We start from the raw sequence: 22160 nt of genomic DNA, 5'->3' as shown, positions 1-22160 counted from the left end.
GCGGTAGTTCAGTCGGTTAGAATACCGGCCTGTCACGCCGGGGGTCGCGGGTTCGAGTCCCGTCCGCTGCGCCATATCTGCCCCGAGGCCCACTGAACGCCTTGGAGCTACGAAGAAACCACTGGTTACTTCGAGTCGATAGCAAAGACCCTGGTCGAAAGACCGGGGTTTTTTGTGCCTGCGATTTGGCTTTTTCTCCTGCCTCGCGACCCTCAGGGTTTCGCATCTGCCGGCCTGGCGCGGATGCCCGATGACTCTCGAAAATCCCCCTCAATAACCCGCAGCCTTGTTAAACCGGTACCTGCGCGGCCGAAATGCCTGCCTGTCATTAAATAATTCAAGCATTTACCGGGTGCAGTTCGTACAAAGGGCTTGGATTGTCTGCGCAACACTAATTAGAATGAGTCGCATTTAAAATATTTCTTCACCCAGGGTTCCTTCAGATGAGTGATGCCGCGATGCCGCCGGAGCAAGCCTTCCACGACCTGTACCGCGACCATCGGGGCTGGCTCGAAGGCTGGTTGAGACGACGCATGAGCAATGGCAGCGATGCGGCGGACCTGAGCCAGGATACCTTCGTTCGTGTCCTTGCCAGCTCTCAGCGCATCGCCGACTTGCAAGAGCCTCGCGCCTACCTGGCGACCGTCGGCAAACGACTGCTGAGCAACTTCTACAAGCGCCGCAGCCTGGAGCAAGCCTATCTCGATGCATTGGCGCTGCTGCCCGAGGACTGTGTGCCGTCCCCGGAGCAACGCTGGATCCTGCTGGAAACCCTGCAGGCCCTGGACGAATTGCTCGATGGATTGCCCGGGCCGGTACGGCGGGCGTTTCTCTTGAGTCAGCTGGAAGGCCTGGGCTACCAGGAGATTGCCGAGCGCCTGCAAGTCTCGGAACGCACGATCAAGCGCTACATGGCTCAAGCCTACGAACATTGCCTGCTGGTGGGCATGTGAACGGTTCGGCACCTTCGGCCCAGGCCCGACAAGTCGTGCGGGCCGCCGCGCAGTGGCTGGCCCTCATGGAATCCGGCTGTGCCAATGATCGGGACCGGGAGCAGCTGCAGAGCTGGCGCGACAGCCATTGCAGCCATGAGCAGGCCTGGCAGAAAGCGCAGTGCTTGCGTCAACGTTTTGCCGACCTGCCATCGGGCCTGGCCATGGCCAGTCTGGACCGGCCGCAAGCCAGTCGACGCACGGTGCTCAAGCGCGCCGTCGGTGCGGTGGCGTTGCTGCCGACCGCCTGGTTGATCAGTCGGCAGTTGCCTCTGGATACCTGGGGGGCCGACCTGCGCACCGCCACCGGGGAAAGCAAAAAAGTCCGGTTGGCCGATGGCAGCTCTGTGCAACTGAACACGGCCAGTGCCGTCGATATCGATCTGAAGAACCGGTACCTGACACTGGTGGAAGGCGAAATGGCACTGAACGTGCCCGGGACTTCGCCGCTGACGATCCTCACGCGCTTCGGGCAAGTGACCGTCAGTCAGAGCGAAGTGTGCGTGCGTCAGGGGCAGGCGGGCTGCAAGGTGTCAGTGCTTCGAGGCACGGTGCAGTTGCAGCCTCTGCACGGGCCGGTCTTTTCGTTGCGCGGCGGCCAGCAAGTCAGCCTTCAATCGGCGGGTGCCGGCGCTGTGGAGCCATTCGATGTGCTGGCCCCTGGCTGGCGTGACGGAGTGCTGATGGCGCAGAACCAACTCTTGGGGGATTTCCTGCGCGAGCTCAGTACCTATCGTCCGGGCGTGTTGCGTTGGGAGCCAGCGCTGGAATCGCTGCGCATCACCGGCAGTTTTCGCCTGGAAGACACCGATCGCATCCTCGCGCTTCTGGCGGTCAGCCTGCCGCTGGAGGTGCATTCGCGTACGCGTTATTGGGTAACGCTGGTGCCGCGCAAAAATAGTGTTTAACGCGTGTCCCCTTTTTTCGCGGCGCTTGTCATTCAAGGCAAGTGAAACGAAATCAGAGAGATTCTCAATGCCTGCAGTGATGCCTTGTAGTACGCGTCTGGCTCCATCCCGGTTGCGCCCGTTGATGCACTTGAGTCTGTTGTTGAGCCTGAGTGCCTGTCCGTTGTTCATCACTGCCGGTTGGGCCGAAGACGCGCCACGGCGCAGCTATCAGGTGCCAGCCGGTAGCCTCGGCGCAGCGCTGACCCGTTTCGCCGGGTTGGCCGGGGTCAATCTGTCCGTAGACCCGGCACTGGTGAGCGGGCGCACCAGCCCTGGCCTTTCCGGCGACTTCGCGGTGGAGGAGGGCTTTGCCCAACTGCTACAGGGTTCCGGTCTGCAACTGCAACCGGTGGGCGAGCAGGCGTACATGCTGACCCCGGCGCCAACAGGCAGCACCCTGCAACTGGGCGCTACCTCCATCTACGCGACGGCGGACACGGCGCACGGTGATCCGTATGCCGGCGGGCAGGTCGCACGCCGTGGGTCGCAAGGCTTGCTGGGCTCGAAAGACTTCATGGAGACGCCGTTCAGCGAGACCACCTACACCAGTGAGTTGGTGAAAAACCTGCAGGCTCGTACCTTGGGCGACCTGGTTGCCAGCGATCCCTCGGTTCGCGCCACCAACCCGGCGGGTGGGCGGTATGAGCAGTTCACCATTCGCGGAATGAGCCTGTTCAACAGTGATGTCTCCTACAACGGTCTCTACGGCATTCTGCCGACGTACACCATCGACATGGAAATGGCCGATCGCGTCGACGTCCTCAAAGGCCCGAGTCAGCTGATCAATGGCATCTCGCCGCGGGGCAGCGTGGGCGGCGGGATCAACGTGGTGCCCAAGCGCGCCACCGACGTGCCCATTACTTCGTTTACCGGCAACTACGCTTCCGACAGCCAGGTCGGCGGTGCGGTAGATATCGGTCGGCGCTTTGGTGAGGGGGACATGTTCGGTGTTCGTTTCAACGGCGTGAAGCAGTCCGGCGACACCGAATGGGATCACCAGAGTGTTGACCGCGAGATGGCAGTGCTGGGCCTGGATTTTCGCGGTGAGCGCCTGCGGCTCTCGACGGACGTCGGGCATAACGAGCGTGACACCGACGCCCCGCAGGAGCGTGTGCAGGTCGGCGCCAAAGCTCAGGTTCCGCACGCCAGCGATGTTCGCCACAACTATGCACAGCCGTGGAGCAAGGCTCGGACCAAGGACACCTTCGGTACGGTGACCGGCGAGTACGATGTCAGCGATTCCGTCATGGTGTACGCCGGTGCGGGGGCGCGTAAAAGTAATCACGACTTCCTTCGGCACGCCGTAGCGGTCACCAACAACGCGGGCGATTTCAGCGTTCAGCCACGTGACTTCACCCGCGACGAAAATGTCCGGACAGCCAATGCCGGGGTACGCAACTGGTTCCATACCGGTCAGGTGAGTCATGAAATCAACCTGGCTACCAGCTACTTCTACATGGACTTCGAAAACGGTGGCGCCCGTTATGCCGCCGCCCCGAGCAACCTCTACAACCCTGTGGAAACACCTACACCCATCACGCCCACGCGACTCGACTCAGAGGTTTATACCGAGAACCGTTCCAGCAGCGTGGCGTTGTCCGACACATTGGGCTTCTTCGATGACCAGGTGCTGTTGACCCTCGGTGCACGCTGGCAGCGAGTGCAGGTTGACGACTGGACGGATAATGTCAAAGGCGACACGGGCTACGATGAAGAAAAGGTTTCGCCCTCGGGCGGCATCCTGTTCAAGGCCACCGACAAGCTCTCGTTGTATGCCAACTACATGGAAGGCCTGAGCCAGGGCAAGATCGCCCCGTCGACCTCGGTGAACGAGGACGAGATCTTCCCGCCGTTCATCAGTCGGCAGGTCGAGGTCGGTGCCAAATATGATGCGGGTGCATTCGCCGTTACCACTGCGGTGTTCCGGATCAAGCAGCCGGCCTATGAAACCAACGCCACGACGCGGGTTTTCGGCCCGAACGGCAAACGCGAAAACAAGGGTGTGGAAGTCAACGTGTTCGGTGAGCCGCTCAAAGGTTTCCGTCTGGTCGGTGGCGTCATGTACATCGACAGCGAACTCACCGACACCACCAACGGCACCTTTGACGGCAACCGCGCGCCCGCCACGCCGGAATACAACGTCAGCCTGGGGGGCGAGTGGGACGTGCCGAATGTACAAGGCCTGACCCTCACCAGCCGCGGCATCTATTCCAGCTCGCAGTATCTGGACCAGTCCAACAACAAGGAAATCGATGCCTGGACGCGTATCGACGTGGGTGCGCGCTACGCCTTCAAGGTTGAAGAAAAGAACATCACCCTGCGCGCCAATGTCGAGAACGTGGCCGACAAGCGTTACTGGAGTTCGGCCGGGGCCTCGGATGACAGCGAGCCTGGATTGACGCTCGCGACGCCACGAACCTACCTGCTGTCGGCGACCGTCGACTTCTGAATCGATTCAACCGTGGATTGCGCCACAGGGAAGGGCGCGACCGAGTTGTGTCGTGAATCGATTGCAGAGGACGAAAGCATGCCCGGCCTGATTTACCCGCTCAAGAAAGAACAGCCCGATACGCCCTCCAGGCGCACGCTGCTGCGCCTGTCCCTGGGCCTGCTTGCACTCAGGTTTGCCCCGTCGACGTGGGCCCGGGCCGACGCCGCGCCGCTGCGGGTGATCACCCTGTTTCAGGGGGCCACGGACAGTGCCGTGGCGTTGGGCATCACACCCTGCGGCATTGTCGATTCCTGGAGTGAAAAGCCCACCTATCGCTACCTGCGCTCGGCGCTGGAGCCGGTGCCCCATGTCGGGCTGGAAACCCAGCCCAGCCTTGAGGACATCGCGCTGCTCAAGCCGGACGTGATCATCGCCTCGCGCTTTCGCCATGAACGTATCGCGCCGTTGCTCAAGCAGATCGCCCCGGTGGTGATGCTCGAGGAAGTGTTCGAGTTCAAAAAGACCCTGGCGTTGATGGGCCTGGCCTTGCACCGCCAGCAGCGCGCCGACGAGGTGTTGGCCCGCTGGCAGTTGCGCACGGCACAACTGCGCGAGCAACTGCAGCAGGAATTTGCCGGGCGCTGGCCGCCGACGGTGTCGATTCTGGATGTCCGTGAGGACCATATCCGCAGTTATCTGCCGGCCAGTTTTCCGGGTTCGGTGATCACCGAGCTGGGGTTTGGCTGGAGTGAGGCCAGTCGGGCGGCGAACGGGGTATCGATCAAACTCACCAGCAAGGAGAGTCTGGCGGTGGTCAATGCTGACATTTTCTTTGTCTTCTTGCGCGCGGAGAAACCGGCAGTGCAGCGAAACTATGAAAGCCTGGTGCAGCATCCGCTGTGGCAGCAAATGCGTGCGCCGCAACAGGGGCAGGTGTGGCGGGTCGACGGGGTGGCCTGGAGCCTGTCGGGCGGGATGCTCGGGGCGAACCTGATGCTCGATGACGTTGCGCGGCTGGTCACGGCGGACCTGTCCTGATGAGCAATGGTTTGAAGTTGTGCTGTGCCGCCGTCGTGTTGCTGCTCAGCGGTGTGCTGAGCCTGGCGGTCGGAGCCACCTGGATTCCGCTGTCGCACATTGCCGCCGCGTTCGTGCATCCCGATCCGCTGAGCGTCAGTCACGTGCTGGTGACCACCACGCGCCTGTCGCGCACCTTGATGGCGATGGCCGTGGGCGCGAGCCTGGCCGTGGCGGGGGCCTTGATGCAGGCGCTGACGCGCAATCCGCTGGCGTCCCCCGGGTTGTTCGGGATCAACGCCGGCGCGACGTTTTTCATCATCCTGTGCTCCTCGCTGTTTTCGCTGTCATCCCCGGATGCCTGGCTGTGGAGCGCGTTCATCGGCGCGGCCGTAGCCGGCAGCCTGGTGTGGCTGATCGGCAACATGGGGCAGGGCAGTCTCAGCCCGCTGCGCATTGTGCTGGCGGGTGCGGCGATGGCCGCCTTGTTCTCTGCGTTCAGCCAGGCGTTGCTGGTGGTCAATCAGGATGGACTGGACACGGTGCTGTTCTGGCTGGCGGGCTCGTTGACCGAGCGCAGCCTGTCGGTCGCCGCGCCACTGCTGATCTGTGGCGTACTCGGGTTGTTCGGCGCGATGTTGCTGGCGGGGCAGGTCAACGTGCTTGACGCAGGCGAGGAGATCGCCACCGGCCTGGGGCAGCGCACCGGTTTGATCCGGCTGCTGATGAGCGTGCTGGTGGTCTGTCTGGCGGGCAGTGCCGTGGCATTGGCCGGCAGCATCGGGTTTATCGGCCTGCTGGTGCCGCACATGGTGCGCAAGGGCCTGTCCATCGATCATCGCTGGTTGTTGCCGGGGTGTGCGCTACTCGGCGCGATTGTCCTGCTGCTGGCCGATACCTTGTCGCGGGTGTTGATCCTGCCGCAGGAGGTCCCGGTGGGCGTGATGACGGCACTGTTCGGCGCACCGTTTTTCATTCTGCTGGCCCGGCGTGGAGGTCGTTATGGATAAGGTCCTGACCTGGCGCCGTAGCGGCTTTTCCCGGCGGATCAATGTCGCCACGTTGTGGCGGTTGCTGGCGGCGTTGATGGTGACGGCGCTGATCATGCTCGGCTCACTGTCGCTGGGCAAAGTCATGCTGTCGCCGTTGGAGGTGCTGCGGATTGTGCTGTCGAGCCAGGACGCCAGCCTGACGTTCATCGTCGAGCAACTGCGCTTGCCGCGCATGCTCCTGGCGGCGTTGGTCGGGGCGGCGTTGTCGGTGTCGGGGTTGATTCTGCAAAGCATCATCCGCAACCCGCTGGCTTCACCTGACCTGCTGGGTATCACCAGCGGCGCCAGTGCGGCGGCCGTGCTGTATCTGGCGTTTTTCTCCGTGGCGCTGGGCCAGCAGTTTCTGCCGCTGGCGGCGATGTCCGGTGCGGGGCTGGCGGCATTGGCGATCTATCTGCTGGCCTGGAAGCAGGGGGCCTCACCGCTGCGCCTGGTGTTGATCGGGGTCGGCATCAGCGCGATGTTGACTGCCGCGACCACCTTCATCCTGGTCTTCAGTCCGCTGACCACGACCCTGTCGGCCTATGTCTGGCTGACCGGCAGCGTGTACGGCGCCAGTTGGCCGGAACCACTGGCGCTGGGGCGCTGGTTGTTGGGTATCTGCCCGCTGCTGGTGCTGCTGGCCCGGCAGGTGAGGGTGCAACAACTGGATGACGCTCTGGCCCAGGGCATTGGCGTTCGCGTGCAGTGGCTGCGCGCCGGTTTGTTGCTGGTGAGCGTGGCATTGGCTGGAGCTGCGATTGCCTGGGGCGGGGCGATCGCGTTTGTCGGGCTGATTGCGCCGCACATTGCCAAGCGCCTGGTAGCCCCGGGTTTTGGTGGCCAGGCGGCGATGGCCGCGTTGGTCGGGGCGAACCTCGTGGTGCTGGCCGACCTCGCCGGGCGTGTCCTGTTTTTGCCGCTGGATCTGCCGGCCGGGATTTTTGTCGCCGTGCTGGGCACACCCTTTTTTCTCTATTTGTTGATTAAACAGCGTCATTAAGGAATTCAACGCATGACGTCGATTGCAAGTCGCGGCCTGACCCTGAGTTACCAGCGCCAGGTCATTATTGACGCGCTGGACATGCAACTGCCCCAAGGCAAGATTTCGGTACTGATCGGCAGCAACGGCTGCGGCAAAAGCACCTTGCTCAAATCCTTCGCCCGGCTGCTCAAACCGCAGCAGGGCTCGGTGATCCTCAACGGCGTGGATATCCAGCAAAAGTCCACGGCCGCCGTGGCCAGGGAGTTGGCCATTTTGCCTCAGACCCCCAGTGCGCCGGAGGGCATCACCGTGCGGCAGTTGGTGGCGCTGGGACGTTATCCGTATCAGAGCTGGATGCAGCAGTGGTCGGCTGAAGATGAGGCCATGGTCAACCGCGCGCTGACGCAAACCAGTCTGCAGGCCCTGGCGGACCGACCGGTGGACGCGTTGTCCGGCGGGCAGCGCCAGCGCGCGTGGATCGCCATGACCCTGGCCCAGGACACCGGCATCGTGCTGCTCGACGAACCCACCACGTTTCTCGACCTGGCGCACCAGATCGAAGTGCTGGACCTGCTGCGCGACCTCAACCGGCTCGAAAACAAGACCATCATCATGGTGCTGCACGACCTCAACCTGGCCTGTCGTTACGCCGACCACATGGTTGCGGTGCACAACCGGACGGCCTTTGCCCAAGGGCGGCCCGACGAGGTGTTGACCGAACCCCTGGTCAAAACCGTATTCGACCTCAATTGCCGGATCATTGCCGATCCGTTCTTCGGCACACCGTTGTGCATTCCTTTTGGCCGGGAATTGCCGCAATGAGTCTGGCCCGGCATTTCACCGCGTCGCAGTGGACGGTGTTGTCCGGCGGCTTGCGGCTCAAGGACGGCGACGAGCGCGACCCGTTGCGCTCGCTGATGGCCCGGGACTTGTTGCAGGAGGACGTGTGCGAGCAACTGCTGGACACCTTGGGCCCGGTGATCGGCTCGCCGACCCGGGCGATCACCGCCTCGCTGCTGGGCAAGCGCTTGTCGTTTCTGGCGACCGGCGCCTGTTTGTATGCGCTGTCGGCGTATGACAAGGGACTGTTGTTGACGCTCGACAACACGCTGATTGAATACGGCCACGATGAGGGGCAGTGGACGTCGTCGATGCCCCTGCATCACGGTCTGCCGCTGACCTATGGGGCCAATGAGCGCGAGGCCTGGCGGGAGGCCCTGGTGCGGGGGCTGTTCGCGGGACTGCTGCAACCGTTGTGGCACACCTTCAACCGTGTCACCGGTGTCTCCCGGCGCATCCTCTGGGAAAACACGGCCGTGCGCGTGTACTCGCTGTATGAAAAACGCATGGCGAAAATCGACGACCCGTCAGTGCGCGAGCGCTGTGAAGCGGATTTCAATTGGCTGCTGACACACGCCGAGCCTGCGTTGTTCGGTCTCGATTACAACCCGCTGAGCCATTTCCGCCGACCGCCGACGCGGGTGGACGATGGGCAGCGCAGCATTCGCTTTCGCCGAACCTGTTGCTTCTATTACCTGGCCACCGACCCCGCTGAATACTGTTCAACCTGCCCGTTGCTACGTCCGGGGAAATGCCGATGAGATGTGCATTCAGGGTGATGGGGCAGGCGCCTGAACGATGGCTCAGGCGCCTGCCCTTCACAGAAAGTGCCTGGCTCAGCCTTGCAGATAGACCGCGTGGGTATGGGTGTATTCGTACAGCCCGTGCTTGCCATCCGCGCCGCCGATGCCGGACTTGCGCACACCGGCATGGAAGCCTTGCATGGCTTCGAAGTTCTCGCGGTTGACGTAGGTTTCGCCAAAATCCAGCTCACGCATCGCCTGCAGGGTTTTGCTCAGGTCGCGAGTGTAGATCGACGAAGTCAGGCCATAGTCGCAATCGTTGGCCAGGGCGATGGCTTCGTCCAGGTCGTCGATTATCTGGATCGGCAGCACTGGCCCGAAAATCTCTTCGCGCATGATCTCCATGTCCGCGCGGCAACCGGCTAAAACAGTGGGCTGGAAATGGAAGCCATTGGGCAGGTCGGCCACTTGCCCGCCACTGATCAGGCTGGCGCCCTGGCTCAACGCGGTGCGGACTTTGCGGTTGACGCTGTCCAGCCCCTGGCGGTTGATCAGCGGGCCCATCTCCACGTCGGGCTGGGCAATCGGATCGCCATAGCGCGTTGCACTCATGGCCGCCGCGATGCGTTCGATGAACTGATCCGCCACCTTGCGCTCGACATAGACCCGCTCGGCGCAATTGCACACCTGGCCGCTGTTGATGATCCGCGAATCGCGGATCGCCCTGACCGCCAGGTCGAGGTCTGCATCCGCCAGCACAATGGCCGGCGCCTTGCCGCCCAGTTCCAGGTTGAGCTTGGTGATGTTCGGCGCGGCGGCGGCCATGATCCGTGAGCCGGTGTCGACGCTGCCGGTGAAGCTGATCATGTCCACGCCCTTGTGCGCGCTCAGTGCCGCGCCGACTCGGCCGTCACCGCAGACCACGTTGAACACGCCGGGCGGCAGGTCGGTTTCGGCGACCAGCCGGGCAAATTCGAAGCAGTTGTTCGGGGTTTCTTCGCTGGGCTTGATGACGATGGTGTTGCCGGTCAGCAGGGCCGGGGCCATTTTTCGGGCAATCAGGAAGAAGGGGAAATTCCATGGCAGGATCCCGGCCACCACGCCCAGTGGTTTGCGGAGCAGGAAGATGTTTTCGTTCTGGCGGTCGCTGGTGATGATTTCACCTTCGATGCGCCGTGCCCATTCGGCCATGTAGTCGAGGTAGTCGGCGGTGAAATTGACTTCGACTTCTGCCAGCCCGCTGATCTTGCCTTGCTCCAGGGTGATGGTGCGCGCCAGGTGCGAGACGTTTTCCCGCAGCCTGGCGGCGATCCGGCGCAAGTAGCCGGCGCGGTCATTCGCCGGTTTGCGCGCCCAGTCTTTCTGCGCGGCACGGGCGGCAGCGAGGGCGCGGTCGACGTCCTCGGCGGTCGAGGCCGGGACTTTCGACAGCACGGCGCCGGTGGCCGGGTTGATCACATCGAGGTGGGCAGCGCTGGCCACGAACTGGCCGTCGATGAAGTTTTCGTAAACAGGCACGGATGACATGGTGCGACTCCTTGGCAGATCAGTAAGTGCGTGACGGTGCTTGAGGGGTGGCAGGTTCGCGGTAGCGGGCGAGGGTGGCCATGGCGCCTTGGCGCAGCAGGCTGATGTCGATGGCCACTGCAATGAACTGGCAGCCCCAGCGCTGGTAGCGGCGGGCGTCTTCTTCGTTGGGGGCGAGAATCCCGCAGGCCTTGCCGGCCGCCAGTGTGGCGTTCACGGCGTGTTGAATCCGCTCCTGGACTTGCGGGTGGCCGGGGTTGCCGGCGTGACCCAGGCCGATCGACAAATCCGCCGGCCCGATAAACACCGCATCCACGCCCTCGACGGCGGCAATCGCAGCGACGTTTTCCACGCCGGTGCGCGATTCCACCTGGACGATCAGGCACAGTTGTTCGTGGGCGGTATTCAGGTAATCCGGCACAGCGTCCCAGCGCGTGGCCCGGGTCAGGCCGCCGCCGACCCCGCGAATGCCGTGGGGCGGGTAGCGCATGGCACGCACCAGCGCCTGTGCCTGTTCGGCGGTTTCGACCATCGGGATCATCAGCGTCTGCGCGCCGATATCCAGCAGTTGCTTGATCAGGTTGGCATCGCCATTCACCGCGCGCACCACTGGCGCAGTCGAGTAAGGCGCCACGGCCTGCAACTGGGCGAGTACGCCGGGCACGGTGTTGGGCGCGTGCTCGCCATCGATCAGCATCCAGTCGTAACCGGTGGTGGCGACGATCTCGGCGGCGTAGCCGGTGGCGAACCCGGCCCAGATGCCGTACCGGGTTTGGCTGTTGTTCAGTGCGGCCTTGAACGCGTTGTGCGGCATGTTCATCACGAACTCCTTTCTCAGCGGTTATACGGCCGATGCAGTTGGCATTCCGGGTTGAGGGTCACGCCGAAACCTGGCTGGTCGAGTGCGGACAGGCGCATGCGGCCATTGACCGGCACCGGTTCGCCGAGCAATTGCGGGTGGAACATCGGCACCACTTCGTCAGCCTTCGGCGCCATCATCAGGAACTCGGCGAAGGGGCTGTTATGCCGGGTGGCGACGAAGTGGTAGCTGTACACCGAAGAGCCGTGGGGGATGACCAGCGCGTTGTGGGCGTCGGCCAGGGCCGAGATCTTCACCAGTTCAGTGATCCCGCCGCACCAGCCGACATCCGGCTGAATGATGTCGCAGCAGCCCATCTCCAGCAGCATGCGGAAGCCCCAGCGCGTGGCTTCATGTTCGCCGGTGGTCACCAGCATGCCCTTGGGCACGTTGTTGCGCAGGGCGGCGTAGCCCCAGTAATCGTCCGGCGGCAGGGCCTCTTCGATCCATTTCAAGCCATGTTCGTGGGCGCCGACCGCCAGTCTGGTGGCGTAGTTGAGGTCCAGGCTCATCCAGCAATCGAGCATCAGCCAGAAGTCCGGGCCGACACGCTCGCGCATGGTCGCCAGTTCTTCGAGGTTTTTGCGCAGGCCTTCTTCGCCTTCGGCCGGGCCGTGGTGCAGCGGCATCTTGCCGCCGATGAAGCCCATTTTCTGCGCCAGGTCCGGACGGGCGCCGGTGGCGTAGAACTGCAATTCGTCGCGCACCGCACCGCCGAGCAACTGGTGCACGGGCTCCTGGCGGATCTTGCCGAGCAAATCCCACAGCGCCAGGTCGACGCCGGAGATCGTGTTGATGACGATGCCCTTGCGCCCGTAATACAGGGTCGACTGGTACATCTGGTCCCAGATTTTTTCGATGTCGGTGACCCGGGCGCCTTCAAGGAAGCGCGCCAGGTGCTTCTCGACAATGTAGGCGGCCGGCTCGCCGCCCGTGGTCACGGCAAAACCGACGGTGCCGTCGCTGGCCTCGATCTCCACCACCAGGGTGCCGAGTACGTTGATGCCGAAGGTGCGGCGGCTCTGGCGGTACTCGGGGTATTTGCTCATCGGCGTGGCAATGTGATCGTCGATCCAGTGGCCGTCGGCCTGGTCGTGATAATCCGCGCCGCCGCCACGCAGGGTGAAAGCGCGGACGTGTTTGATGGTTGGAATGCCCATGGTGTGATTCCTTTTGTTAAACGGCTGTCAGGTCAAATGGTGGCCGGTTTGTTCGAGGCTTCATGGCCGGGCGCGCGTACGCCCAGCACCAGCAACGCGGCGATGACGGTGGTCACGGCCAGCACGTACAAGCCTGCTGCCGGTGAATGGAAAGCGCCTTCGGCCCAGTTCTTCAGGATGGGGGCGATGAAGCCGCCGAGGGCGCCGAACGAGTTGATCAGGGCGATCCCGGCCGCGGCAGCGCTGCCGGCGAGGTAGCTGGAGGGGAAGGTCCAGAACACCGGTTGCACGGCGATGAAGCCGGAGGCGGCAAAACACAGGGCGATGATCCCCAGCAGCGGATTGCTGAAGGTCACCGAGCAGGCGATCCCGGCGGCGGCCATCAGCAAGGTCAGGCACGCGGTGCGGCGGCGTTCGCCGGTGCGGTCGCTGTAGCCGGGGATCAGGTAGGCGGCGATCAAGGCGCAGATCCATGGAATCGCCGTGACCAGGCCGACCATCAACCCGACCTTGGTCCCCAGCAGTCCGCCGACCTGGCTTGGCAGGTAAAACACCACGCCGTAGACGCTGGCCTGGATCAACAGGTAGATCAGGCACAGGTACAGCACCGAGGGTTGGCAAATGACGTTGAGCAGGCTGCGGCCGTGGTTCTGTTTATGGCTGTCTTCCTGATCGAGCAGGCTTTGTACTTGCTGGCGTTCCTCGACGGTCAGCCACTTGGCGTCGGCCGGCCGGTTGTCCAGGTACCAGTAGGCCCAGATGCCCACCGCCGTCGCCATCAGGCCTTCAACGGCAAACAGCCACTGCCAGCCGTGGAAGCCGGCGAAGCCGTCCAGTTCCAGCAGCAGGCCGGACAACGGGCTGCCGAAGATGAACGCCAGCGGCGCACCGAAATAGAAGAAACCCATGGCCTTGCCGCGCGCGGCGCTGGGGAACCAGTAGGTGAGGTAAAGGATCACGCCGGGGAAGAAGCCGGCTTCGGCCACGCCCAGCAGGAAGCGCAGGATGTAGAAGCTGGTTTCTGTGTGGGCGAAGACCATGGCGGCGGAGACCAGGCCCCAGGTGACCATGATCCGGCACATCCACAGGCGGGCGCCGACGCGGTGCAGGATCAGGTTGCTCGGCACTTCAAGCAACGCGTAGCCCACGAAGAACACCCCGGCGCCGAAGGCGAAGGCGGCATCGCTGATGTTGGTGTCGGCTTGAAAGGCTTGCTTGGCGAACCCGACGTTGGCGCGGTCGAGGAAGGCCATGATGTACATCAGCAGGAGAAACGGGAGTAGCCGCCAGGAAATTTTGGCGAGCAGAGGCGCGGGTAGAGTCTTCATCGCAGTTTTCCTTTGGTAGGGCATTTGTTCTTATGGGGAAGACTGTACGGCCGCTGATCGATGCGTTACAAATCGAATCTAGCTCACAACTGATACCTTGAGAGTATCGATAAAAAAGGCCCGCCATGACCACGCCGATCATCTCCCGCAGCCTGCTCAATCGCTTGCGCTACAAGCATCTGCACATGCTGGTGACGCTCAGCTCCAGCCAGAACCTGCACCGCGCTTCGCAAAGCCTGAACATGTCGCAACCGGCGGCAACCCGCATGCTCCATGAGATTGAAGACATGTTCGGCTGCGATCTGTTCGAGCGCCTGCCGCGGGGGATGCGCCCGACAGCGCTGGGCCAGGAGCTGATTCGCTTTGCCGAGTCGGCCATCAGTGGTCTGGACCGTTGTGCCGAGGACCTGATGGCGCGGCAGCAGGGCGGCTACGGCTATCTGTCGATCGGTACCATCATGGGCGCGGCGCCAGGCCTGGTCATGGATTCGATTGCCGAGATCAAGGCGCTCAATCCGCAGCTGCGGATTCGTATCATGGGCGACACCAGCGACCAGGTGATCCAGTTGCTGGAACAGGGCCGCATCGACCTTGCCATCGCCCGGCGCAATGCTGCCACCGACAGTGAGCATTACGTCTTCGAGCAATTGGGTAACGAACGCTTGCTGGTGGTGGTGCACGCCGGCCACCCGCTGGCCCGGCGCAAAAAACTGGACATGGCGGAGCTGGTCAGCGGTTGGCCGTGGATCCTGCAACCGGAAACCAGTCCGGCGCGCATCGGCCTGGATCAGGCGTTGCAGCGGTTAGCCTTGCCGCTACCGGCGGACATCATCGAATGCAGTTCGGTGTACTCCATGCAGCAACTGATTCAGCTGACCGACGCGATCATGGTCCTGTCGGAAACCGCATTGCGCGACTATCTTAAAATGGGCCTGGTGGTGGCGTTACCGGTGGAACTGGATGTGCAGATGGCGCCATTCGGGTTGTTGTTGCGCAAGGGCGAGCACATCAGCCGGGAGTTGGGGTTGTTCATCGAACTGCTGCGTCGAAAAGTCGCGGTTTTTTGATTCCTTGGTCAGTTTTTAGTTTTCCGCGAAGGCATAAGCCTATAAACTTAACCTTTCGGTCAGCTTTGCACTGTCAACAACAGCCCTTTGCATCGTCGAAAAGGGCTTCTGCACGACTCGAGATTTCCAGTACATAACCAGAAGGGCGGACCCCATAACCGCCCAGAGGATGATCCATGTCCAACCGTGATATATCCCGGCGCTCGTTCCTTCAGGGCGGGCTGGTAGCGGGTGTGAGCGTGACGCTCACGCCATTGAGCAGCCAGGCGCTGGCCGCCTTGATGGAAAACAGCGTGACCGTGCCGTCCGAGCAGTGGCTCGGCAACAATGGCCAGGCGCGCGCCCGTAACGATGCCTTGTCCAAGGTCTGCGGCAGCAAGGTCTTTGCCCGCGACATCCGCGCCAAGGACATGCCGGGCTGGCCGCAGCAGCAAGGCCACGCCATGCTGCTCAAAACCATCAAGGCCGACCACATCTTCGCCGGCATCGACCTGTCGTGGCTGGGCGCCGGGTTGCAGCCGGACCGCATCGTCACCGCCGAAGACCTGGTCAAGGACGGTATCGTGTTCCCTGAGGAACACGCCCCGGATCCGTTGTTGCCGGCCGGCAAGGTGCCGATGTTCATCGGGCACCCGGTGGCGATCCTGATCTGGAACGACTTCGAGCGCTTCCGTCAGGCCAAGAACCAGCTCAAGTTCAATGACAAGGCCATCCGCTACGGCGATAAAGTGCCGTTCTATGAAGGCGATCCATACGGCAGCTTCCGCTACGTGCGCGTCGGCGGTGCGACCTCGGCCGACGAAGACGAATTCGCCAGCCTCAAGGATTCGATCCTGTTCCCGATGCTGAAAAACCGTCGTCCGGTGTGGAACTCCCAGCCGAACCTGCACGGCAACCTGACTGAGCGCGGGTTGTTCTACGCCGAGCGCATGAAGCAGCAGATCGATACGCCGCCGGACAACTGGCTGGTGTTCGACGAGCGCTACAAGACCCCATCGATCGAGCCGGCCGCCCTGGAGCCGGACAACGGCAACGGCTGGTACGACCCGGCCACCAAGACCTTGCATTTCGTTGTCGCCACCCAGTGCCCGCTGGAAACCGCGACCGAGACCGCGAAGATGATCGCGCCGTCGCGTTTCGGCCTGGCCAACCTGAACATGCACCCCGGTTACACCGTCGGTTACGGCTCCAAAGACCACAACATTTTCGTCTACTACGCAGCGCTGGCCGCGTTGTACGGCGCCGGTGTGCCGGTGCGCCTGGCCAACGACCGCTACGAGCAGTTCCAGAGCGGCATCAAGCGTCACCCGTTCGACATTCGCTACCAGTTGGCGGTGGACAAGAACGACCACAGTTTCAAGATCTTCCGCGCTGAAATGAGCGTCGACGGTGGCGGGCGAATCAACTACAGCCCGTCGGTGGCGGCGGTGGGCGCCACGGCCGCGCAATCGATCTATTACATGCCGCAGAACGACCTGCAGGTCACGGCTTACCATTCCCGTGCGGTAGAAGCCGGGTCGATGCGTGGCTACGGCACCCTGCAGAGCATGGCGTCGACCGAAATGATGGTTGACGAAATCGCCGATCGCCTCGGTATCGATGCCATTGAACTGCGCCGCAAGAACGCGCTGCGCTCGGGCATGAAAAACACCCAGGGCGCGATCCCGGCCGGTGCCTTGCGCCTGCACGAGATTCTCGACAAGGCCGCTGTCCACGAAGTCTGGAAAAACCGCGACGCGCTCAAGAAACAACGCGAAGCCGCCGATCCGGATAACTGGTACGGGGTGGGTTTTGCCATCTGCCAGAAAGACTTCGGCACCGGTTCCGAAGCGCCGATGGCCAGCATTGAATTCACCGCCGAAGGTCGCATCAGCCTGCGCCACATCGGTATCGAGATCGGCACCGGCATGTCGACCTCGCAGGCCATGGTCGTGGCCGATTTCCTTGGTGTCCCGGCGCACGAAGTGAAGACCGGTGAAACCGAATGGAAAGAGTTGCAGCTGATCAGCAGCGGCAACCCGTACATCATGAGCCAGGCCGAACAGGATAATGTCCTGCGCAACCCGCGTTGGGTCGGCAAGGTGGCTTCGGCATCGTCGGCCACCAACTCGGCGTACTACTTCAGCCACGCCACCCGTGAAGCGGCACGCGTGCTGTTCAACCACGGCCTGTGGCCGGCGGCGATGGAGATCTGGCGCCAAGGCCCTTACGGCGGTCAGGCCAACCCTTACGTGGTGCGCCGCGAAGATGCCCATTGGGTCGATGGCAAACTCACCGCCAACGGCATGGAACCATTGCCGTTCGCCATGCTGGCCAAGCGTGTTCACGAGCGCGGCCTGGTGAGCGGCGCCACGGTGCACGGTTTCAACCGCTGGAGCTGGGCCGAGGCCGAGTTCAGCATCGACGGCGTGCGTGAGCGCTTGCCGCTCGATGGCCTGGCCGTGAAGTACGGCGACGGTGCACCGAAAGCGAAGAAGGCGCAGATGAACAGCGCCGGTTTCCATTTGCTGGACCGGCAGAGCATCGCCTATCCGGCAACCCAGTTGAACAACGCGGCAGTGACTTACTACAGCCCGGTGGCGACGCTGGTGGAAGTGAAGGTCAACAAGGGTTCGAACGAGGTGTCGGTACTCAACCATCACTCGTGGGTCGAGTGCGGTCGTGTGCTGGTGCCGGAACTGGTCAAGGGCCAGCTCGAGGGCGGCATCGCCATGGGCATCGGCCATGCGCTGATGGAAGAAATGCCGCTGTACGAAGGCGGGCCGGGGGAGGGTGACTGGAACTTCAACCGTTACCGCCTGCCCATGGCGCGGCACGTCGCGGTGTGGAAGCAGACGGCGGAGATCCTGCCGCCACTCTCGCCAAGCGACCCGTCCAAGGGCATCGCCGAAGTGGTGATGATTCCGGTGGTCGGTGCCATCGGCAATGCCGTGGCCCATGCCATCGGTAAACGTGTCCGCGACCTGCCTATCACTTCTGCACGCATCAAGGAGGCCCTCAATGGCTAACCGTCCGCTTCAACTGACCCTCAACGGTCAATCCGTCGGCCCGGTGGACATCCCTGATGACCTGCCGATGATCGACTACCTGCACGAATACAAGAACCTCACCGGTTCGCGCCTGGGTTGCGGCCAGGGCATCTGTCACGCCTGCGTGGTGATCGTCGACAACCCCGACGGCACCAGCGAAGAAGTGCGCACCTGCATCACCGGTGCGCACTATTTCGAAGGCAAGAAAGTGCGGACCATCGAAGGCCATGCGACCTGCGACGAGCAGGGCAAGGTCACCGAGCTGAACCCGATCCAGCAGCGCTTCGTCGACGAATTCGCCTTCCAGTGCAGCTACTGCGCACCAGGCTTCGTCAATGCCGCGACCGTGCTGGTGGAAAAGCTGCAGCGTCAGCCGATCGTCAAAAGCCAGCTGGAAAAAGTCATCGAGGACAGCCTCGGTCATCACATCTGCCGTTGCACCGGGTACGTGCGCTACTACAGCGCCACCCGCAACGTGCTGACTGATCTCGGCCTGGTCAAGGAGGGTTAAGCATGAAGTCACTATTGTCCCGCCTGACGCTGGCGGTCGGCCTGGCTGCGCCTGTGTTGCTGGCCCACGCCGATGAGGCGCAGGTCAAGCAAGGCGCGTACCTTGCCCGCGCCGCCGATTGCATGGCCTGCCACACCGCGCCGGGTGGTGCACCCTATGCGGGCGGCCTGCCGATCGTGTCGCCGTTCGGCACGATCTACGGCACCAACATCACCCCGAGCAAAGAACACGGCATCGGCCTGTACAGCGATGACGAGTTCTTCGCCGCGCTGACCGAAGGCAAACGCCGCGATGGCGCGAACCTGTATCCGGCGATGCCGTACACCTCGTATCACCTGATGCCGCGCGCCGATTCCGATGCGATTCATGCCTACCTGAAAACCGTCGAGCCGATCGAGCGCGCCGCCCCGGTCACCCGCCTGAGCTTCCCGTTCAACGTGCGCCTGGGCCTGATGGGCTGGAACATGATGTACGGCAAGGATGTGAAGCTGGAGTCTGCCGAAGGCAAAAGCGAAGCCTGGAAGCGCGGCCAGTACATGGTCGATGTGCTCGGCCACTGTGGCGAGTGCCACACCCCGCGTGGCTTGCCGGGTGCGATGCAGCAGGACAAACGCATGACCGGCGGCATTCTCAATGGTTATCTGGCGCCAAGCCTGTTGGCCACTGACCTGGCGGCCCGTGGCTGGAATCATCAGGACCTGAGCTCGTTCCTCAAGCTCGGCATGAGCGCCCAGGGCACGATGTTCAACGAGATGTTCCCGGTGTTCCACAACAGCACCCAGGGCCTGAGCGATGCGGATCTGGCGGCCATGGCGACCTTCCTGCTGGGCGATCAGCCGCCAGCGGCGAAAGTGCTCACCGAAGTGCCGTTGGACAAACTGAGCCCGAGTGCCCAGCGTGGCCGTCAGGAATATTTGAACGTCTGCGCCGGTTGCCATGCGCCGGGTGGCGAGGGCAAGCCGCACATCGCCGTCGCCATGCGCGGCAACACCACGTTGCGCCTGGAAGACCCGCGCAACCTGCTGCGGGTGATCGACGACGGTATCGGTGAGCAGAAGTTCTCCGGGTTCGAGCACATGCAGCCGATGCCGGGCTTCGCCGAGAAGTTGAGCGACGGGCAACTCACGGATCTGCTGAACTACCTGCGTCAGGGCTGGGGTGGTCAGCCCAATGACCTGGCGGTGAACGACGTGCAGGCGTTGCGGGCCGATGCGCCGCCGCTCGAGCACAAGGCGCACTGATATGCAGCATCTCGATCTGCAAGTGGTGCGCCGGGCGCTGGAGTGGTCGACGGCCGGTCAGCGCATCTGGCTGTGCACGGTGCTGGCCACGTACGGCTCGGCACCGCGCGCACCGGGTTCGCTGCTGGCGGTGAACACTGACGGGCACTGGATTGGCTCGCTGTCCGGTGGTTGTGTCGAGGAGGATTTTCTCGAGCGAGTCGCCGAGGGCGCGTTTCTGCGGCCGGTCAGCGTCGTTCGTTACGGCGAAGGCGACGACCCACGCTCGCGCGTCAGCCTGCCCTGTGGCGGGGTGCTGGATGTGCTGGTCGAGAAGCTTGACGCCGATTGCGAGGTGCAAGCGCATTTGCGCGAGCTGGAGTCGGCGCTGTTGGGCCGACGTCGATTGATCCGTGAAGTCGATCTGCAAAGCGGTGCGCGCAGCCTGTTCGATGATCGTGAGCAGGGAGTGCGCATCGAGCGTGAAATCGACCGCGTGCGTGTGCGCGTCGGCGCGGCCCAGCGCTTGTTGCTGGCCGGCTATTCCAGTGTGGCTCAGGCCTGCGCGGAATTTGCCGTGGGCCTGGGTTTCGAGGTGATTCTGTGCGATCCGCGGGACGAAGTGCTGGAAGGCGTCGTGCTGGACAACGTGGAGATTCGCCGCCAACTGCCGTCGGTGTTCATCGCCGACGGCGGCTGCCACAGCGACACGGCGGTGGTGGCGTTGACCCACGACCCGCGTATCGATGACCTGGCAATGATGGAGGCGGTTCGCACCGAGGCGTTCTATATCGGTGTGATGGGCTCGATGCAGACCTCACAGAAGCGCTTCGAGCGGTTGCGGCGTATTGGTGGCTTGGGCGATGCCGAACTGGCGCGGATTCATGCGCCGATCGGCTTGAACCTGGGCAGCAAGACGCCAGCCGAGATTGCCCTGGCGGTACTGGCGGACATCCTGCGGATTCGCAGCGGTATCCCACGAGATCGTCTCTAACCCCCAAAACCTGTGGGAGCGAGCTTGCTCGCGATGAGGTCGTAACATCCAACACATCCGTTGGCTGCCAGACCGATATCGCGAGCAGGCTCGCTCCTACAATGTATTGCGTGTCGCTTAGTACCCGAATTTATCCCGCAATCCGTAATACCAGGCGCCCAATGCCGCAAACGGCGTACGCAGCAACTGTCCGCCAGGGAACGGGTAGTGGGGCAGGTCGGCAAACGCGTCAAAACGCTCGGCCTGGCCGCGCAACGCTTCGGCCAGCACCTTGCCCGCCAGGTGCGTGTAGGTCACGCCATGGCCGCTGCAGCCCTGGGAGTAGTAGATGTTGTCGCCCAGGCGTCCGACCTGAGGCAGGCGCGACAGGGTCAGCAGGAAGTTACCGGTCCACGCGTAATCGATCTTCACGTCCTTGAGCTGCGGGAAGGCCTTGAGCATCTTCGGTCGAATGATCGCTTCGATGTTCGCCGGATCCCGCGCGCCGTACACCACGCCGCCGCCGAAAATCAGGCGCTTGTCACCGCTGAGGCGGTAGTAGTCGAGCAGGTAATTGCAGTCTTCGACACAGTAGTCCTGAGGCAGCAGGGTCTTCGCCAGTTCATCGCCCAGTGGCTCGGTGGTAATCACCTGCGTTCCGCAAGGCATCGACTTGGCGGCCAGTTCCGGCACCAGATTACCCAGATAAGCGTTGCCGGCGACTATGATGAATTTGGCCCGGACCTTACCCTGCGGCGTGTGCACCACCGGATTCGCACCGCGCTCGATACGCACGGCCGGCGACTGCTCGTAGATCGTCCCGCCCAGGGACTCGACCGCCGCCGCTTCACCCAGCGCCAGGTTGAGCGGGTGGATGTGGCCGCCACTCATGTCCAGCATCCCGCCGACGTACTGATCACACGCCACCACTTCGCGAATGCGGCGCTGATCCATCAACTCGAGTTGGGTGTGGCCGAATCGCTCCCACAGGCGCTTCTGCGACTCCAGATGACCCATCTGCTTGGCAGTCATCGCGGCGAACACACCACCGTCCTTCAGATCGCACTGGATGTTGTACCTGGCGACCCGCTCACGAATGATCCGGCCACCTTCAAACGCCATCTGCCCCAGCAACTGAGCCTGCTTGGGGCCGACTGTGCGCTCGATGACATCGATGTCGCGGCTATAGCTGTTAACGATCTGCCCGCCATTACGCCCGGACGCCCCGAAACCCACCTTGGCGGCCTCAAGCACCGTGACCTTGAAACCGTTCTCCAGCAGAAACAGGGCAGAGGACAGCCCCGTGTAACCGGCGCCAATCACGCAGACATCGGTCTCGACGTCATCCTGCAACGCCGGGCGCGGCGGAACCGCATTGGCCGATGCGGCGTAGTAGGACTCTGGGTAGGGAGTGTTAGCCATCCGGCAGCCTCTGTTTAATATATTTTACGAGTGCGTTGATCCTACCCGAGTTGAAAATCGCCCGCCAGCCACCCG

General features: G+C 62.9%; 18 protein-coding genes. 13 read left to right on the top strand and 5 right to left on the bottom strand.

What is annotated here, in order from left to right; all coding sequences use genetic code 11:
* Nucleotides 1–443 precede the first annotated feature (443 nt).
* From AC3WN7_RS17550 to AC3WN7_RS17515, 8 genes are all read left to right on the top strand, one after another.
* Nucleotides 444–953, top strand: a complete 510-nt coding sequence (locus AC3WN7_RS17550; protein ID WP_102674362.1) for a sigma-70 family RNA polymerase sigma factor — start codon at nucleotides 444–446, stop codon at nucleotides 951–953.
* Complete coding sequence (locus AC3WN7_RS17545) at nucleotides 950–1900, top strand: FecR domain-containing protein (RefSeq protein ID WP_102674363.1); 951 nt, start codon at nucleotides 950–952, stop codon at nucleotides 1898–1900. The genes AC3WN7_RS17550 and AC3WN7_RS17545 overlap by 4 nt, the downstream gene beginning before the upstream one ends.
* Nucleotides 1901–1967: 67 nt before the next feature.
* Nucleotides 1968–4391 (top strand): TonB-dependent receptor, encoded by a 2424-nt coding sequence (locus AC3WN7_RS17540; protein WP_102674364.1) that lies wholly within the window; start codon nucleotides 1968–1970, stop codon nucleotides 4389–4391.
* Nucleotides 4392–4469: 78 nt separating this feature from the next.
* Nucleotides 4470–5411, top strand: a complete 942-nt coding sequence (locus AC3WN7_RS17535; protein WP_102674365.1) for an ABC transporter substrate-binding protein — start codon at nucleotides 4470–4472, stop codon at nucleotides 5409–5411.
* The gene (locus AC3WN7_RS17530) at nucleotides 5411–6400 is read left to right on the top strand and encodes a FecCD family ABC transporter permease (protein ID WP_015095877.1); all 990 of its coding nucleotides are present in this window, start codon (nucleotides 5411–5413) and stop codon (nucleotides 6398–6400) included. The genes AC3WN7_RS17535 and AC3WN7_RS17530 overlap by 1 nt, the downstream gene beginning before the upstream one ends.
* Entirely contained in the window at nucleotides 6393–7424 is a 1032-nt protein-coding gene (locus AC3WN7_RS17525) for a FecCD family ABC transporter permease (protein ID WP_102674366.1), read from the top strand. Before AC3WN7_RS17530 ends, AC3WN7_RS17525 begins: the two co-directional genes overlap by 8 nt.
* Nucleotides 7425–7436: 12 nt before the next feature.
* Nucleotides 7437–8228, top strand: a complete 792-nt coding sequence (locus AC3WN7_RS17520) for an ABC transporter ATP-binding protein (RefSeq protein WP_015095875.1) — start codon at nucleotides 7437–7439, stop codon at nucleotides 8226–8228.
* A complete protein-coding gene (locus AC3WN7_RS17515; RefSeq protein WP_102674367.1) occupies nucleotides 8225–9007 on the top strand; it encodes an IucA/IucC family C-terminal-domain containing protein in 783 nt (260 codons plus the stop codon). Before AC3WN7_RS17520 ends, AC3WN7_RS17515 begins: the two co-directional genes overlap by 4 nt.
* A gap of 75 nt (nucleotides 9008–9082) precedes the next feature.
* Here AC3WN7_RS17515 and aldA read toward each other — a convergent pair whose 3' ends face one another.
* From aldA to AC3WN7_RS17495, 4 genes are read right to left on the bottom strand one after another with little or no spacing between them, the layout of a single operon-like run.
* The gene (gene aldA, locus AC3WN7_RS17510; RefSeq protein ID WP_102674368.1) at nucleotides 9083–10516 is read right to left on the bottom strand and encodes an aldehyde dehydrogenase; all 1434 of its coding nucleotides are present in this window, start codon (nucleotides 10514–10516) and stop codon (nucleotides 9083–9085) included.
* A 19-nt stretch (nucleotides 10517–10535) separates the two neighbouring features.
* The gene (locus AC3WN7_RS17505; RefSeq protein WP_095965312.1) at nucleotides 10536–11336 is read right to left on the bottom strand and encodes an aldolase/citrate lyase family protein; all 801 of its coding nucleotides are present in this window, start codon (nucleotides 11334–11336) and stop codon (nucleotides 10536–10538) included.
* Between the two features lie 14 nt (nucleotides 11337–11350).
* A complete protein-coding gene (gene rhmD, locus AC3WN7_RS17500) occupies nucleotides 11351–12535 on the bottom strand; it encodes an L-rhamnonate dehydratase (protein ID WP_008047298.1) in 1185 nt (394 codons plus the stop codon).
* A 32-nt stretch (nucleotides 12536–12567) separates the two neighbouring features.
* Nucleotides 12568–13863 carry an MFS transporter gene (locus AC3WN7_RS17495; protein WP_102674369.1) on the bottom strand — a complete coding sequence of 432 codons (1296 nt, stop codon included), beginning with the start codon at nucleotides 13861–13863 and terminating at the stop codon, nucleotides 12568–12570.
* 125 nt (nucleotides 13864–13988) lie between these two features.
* Between AC3WN7_RS17495 and AC3WN7_RS17490 the strand changes: the two genes are divergently transcribed.
* From AC3WN7_RS17490 to AC3WN7_RS17470, 5 genes are all read left to right on the top strand, one after another.
* Complete coding sequence (locus tag AC3WN7_RS17490) at nucleotides 13989–14930, top strand: LysR family transcriptional regulator (protein WP_015095870.1); 942 nt, start codon at nucleotides 13989–13991, stop codon at nucleotides 14928–14930.
* A gap of 176 nt (nucleotides 14931–15106) precedes the next feature.
* Nucleotides 15107–17938 (top strand): xanthine dehydrogenase family protein molybdopterin-binding subunit, encoded by a 2832-nt coding sequence (locus AC3WN7_RS17485; RefSeq protein WP_095965314.1) that lies wholly within the window; start codon nucleotides 15107–15109, stop codon nucleotides 17936–17938.
* Nucleotides 17931–18470 carry a (2Fe-2S)-binding protein gene (locus tag AC3WN7_RS17480; RefSeq protein ID WP_015095868.1) on the top strand — a complete coding sequence of 180 codons (540 nt, stop codon included), beginning with the start codon at nucleotides 17931–17933 and terminating at the stop codon, nucleotides 18468–18470. The genes AC3WN7_RS17485 and AC3WN7_RS17480 overlap by 8 nt, the downstream gene beginning before the upstream one ends.
* Before the next feature lie 2 nt (nucleotides 18471–18472).
* Nucleotides 18473–19711 carry a c-type cytochrome gene (locus tag AC3WN7_RS17475; RefSeq protein WP_102674370.1) on the top strand — a complete coding sequence of 413 codons (1239 nt, stop codon included), beginning with the start codon at nucleotides 18473–18475 and terminating at the stop codon, nucleotides 19709–19711.
* A gap of 1 nt (nucleotide 19712) precedes the next feature.
* On the top strand, nucleotides 19713–20684 hold the full coding sequence (locus AC3WN7_RS17470) for an XdhC family protein (protein WP_102674371.1): 972 nt from the start codon (nucleotides 19713–19715) through the stop codon (nucleotides 20682–20684).
* Nucleotides 20685–20801: 117 nt separating this feature from the next.
* Here the strand turns inward: AC3WN7_RS17470 and AC3WN7_RS17465 are convergent, their stop codons facing one another.
* On the bottom strand, nucleotides 20802–22085 hold the full coding sequence (locus AC3WN7_RS17465) for an NAD(P)/FAD-dependent oxidoreductase (RefSeq protein ID WP_102674372.1): 1284 nt from the start codon (nucleotides 22083–22085) through the stop codon (nucleotides 20802–20804).
* Nucleotides 22086–22160: the final 75 nt, after the last annotated feature.

This window comes from Pseudomonas sp. FW305-70 (assembly GCF_058783925.1).
This window is presented reverse-complemented; position numbering and strand designations above follow the sequence as displayed.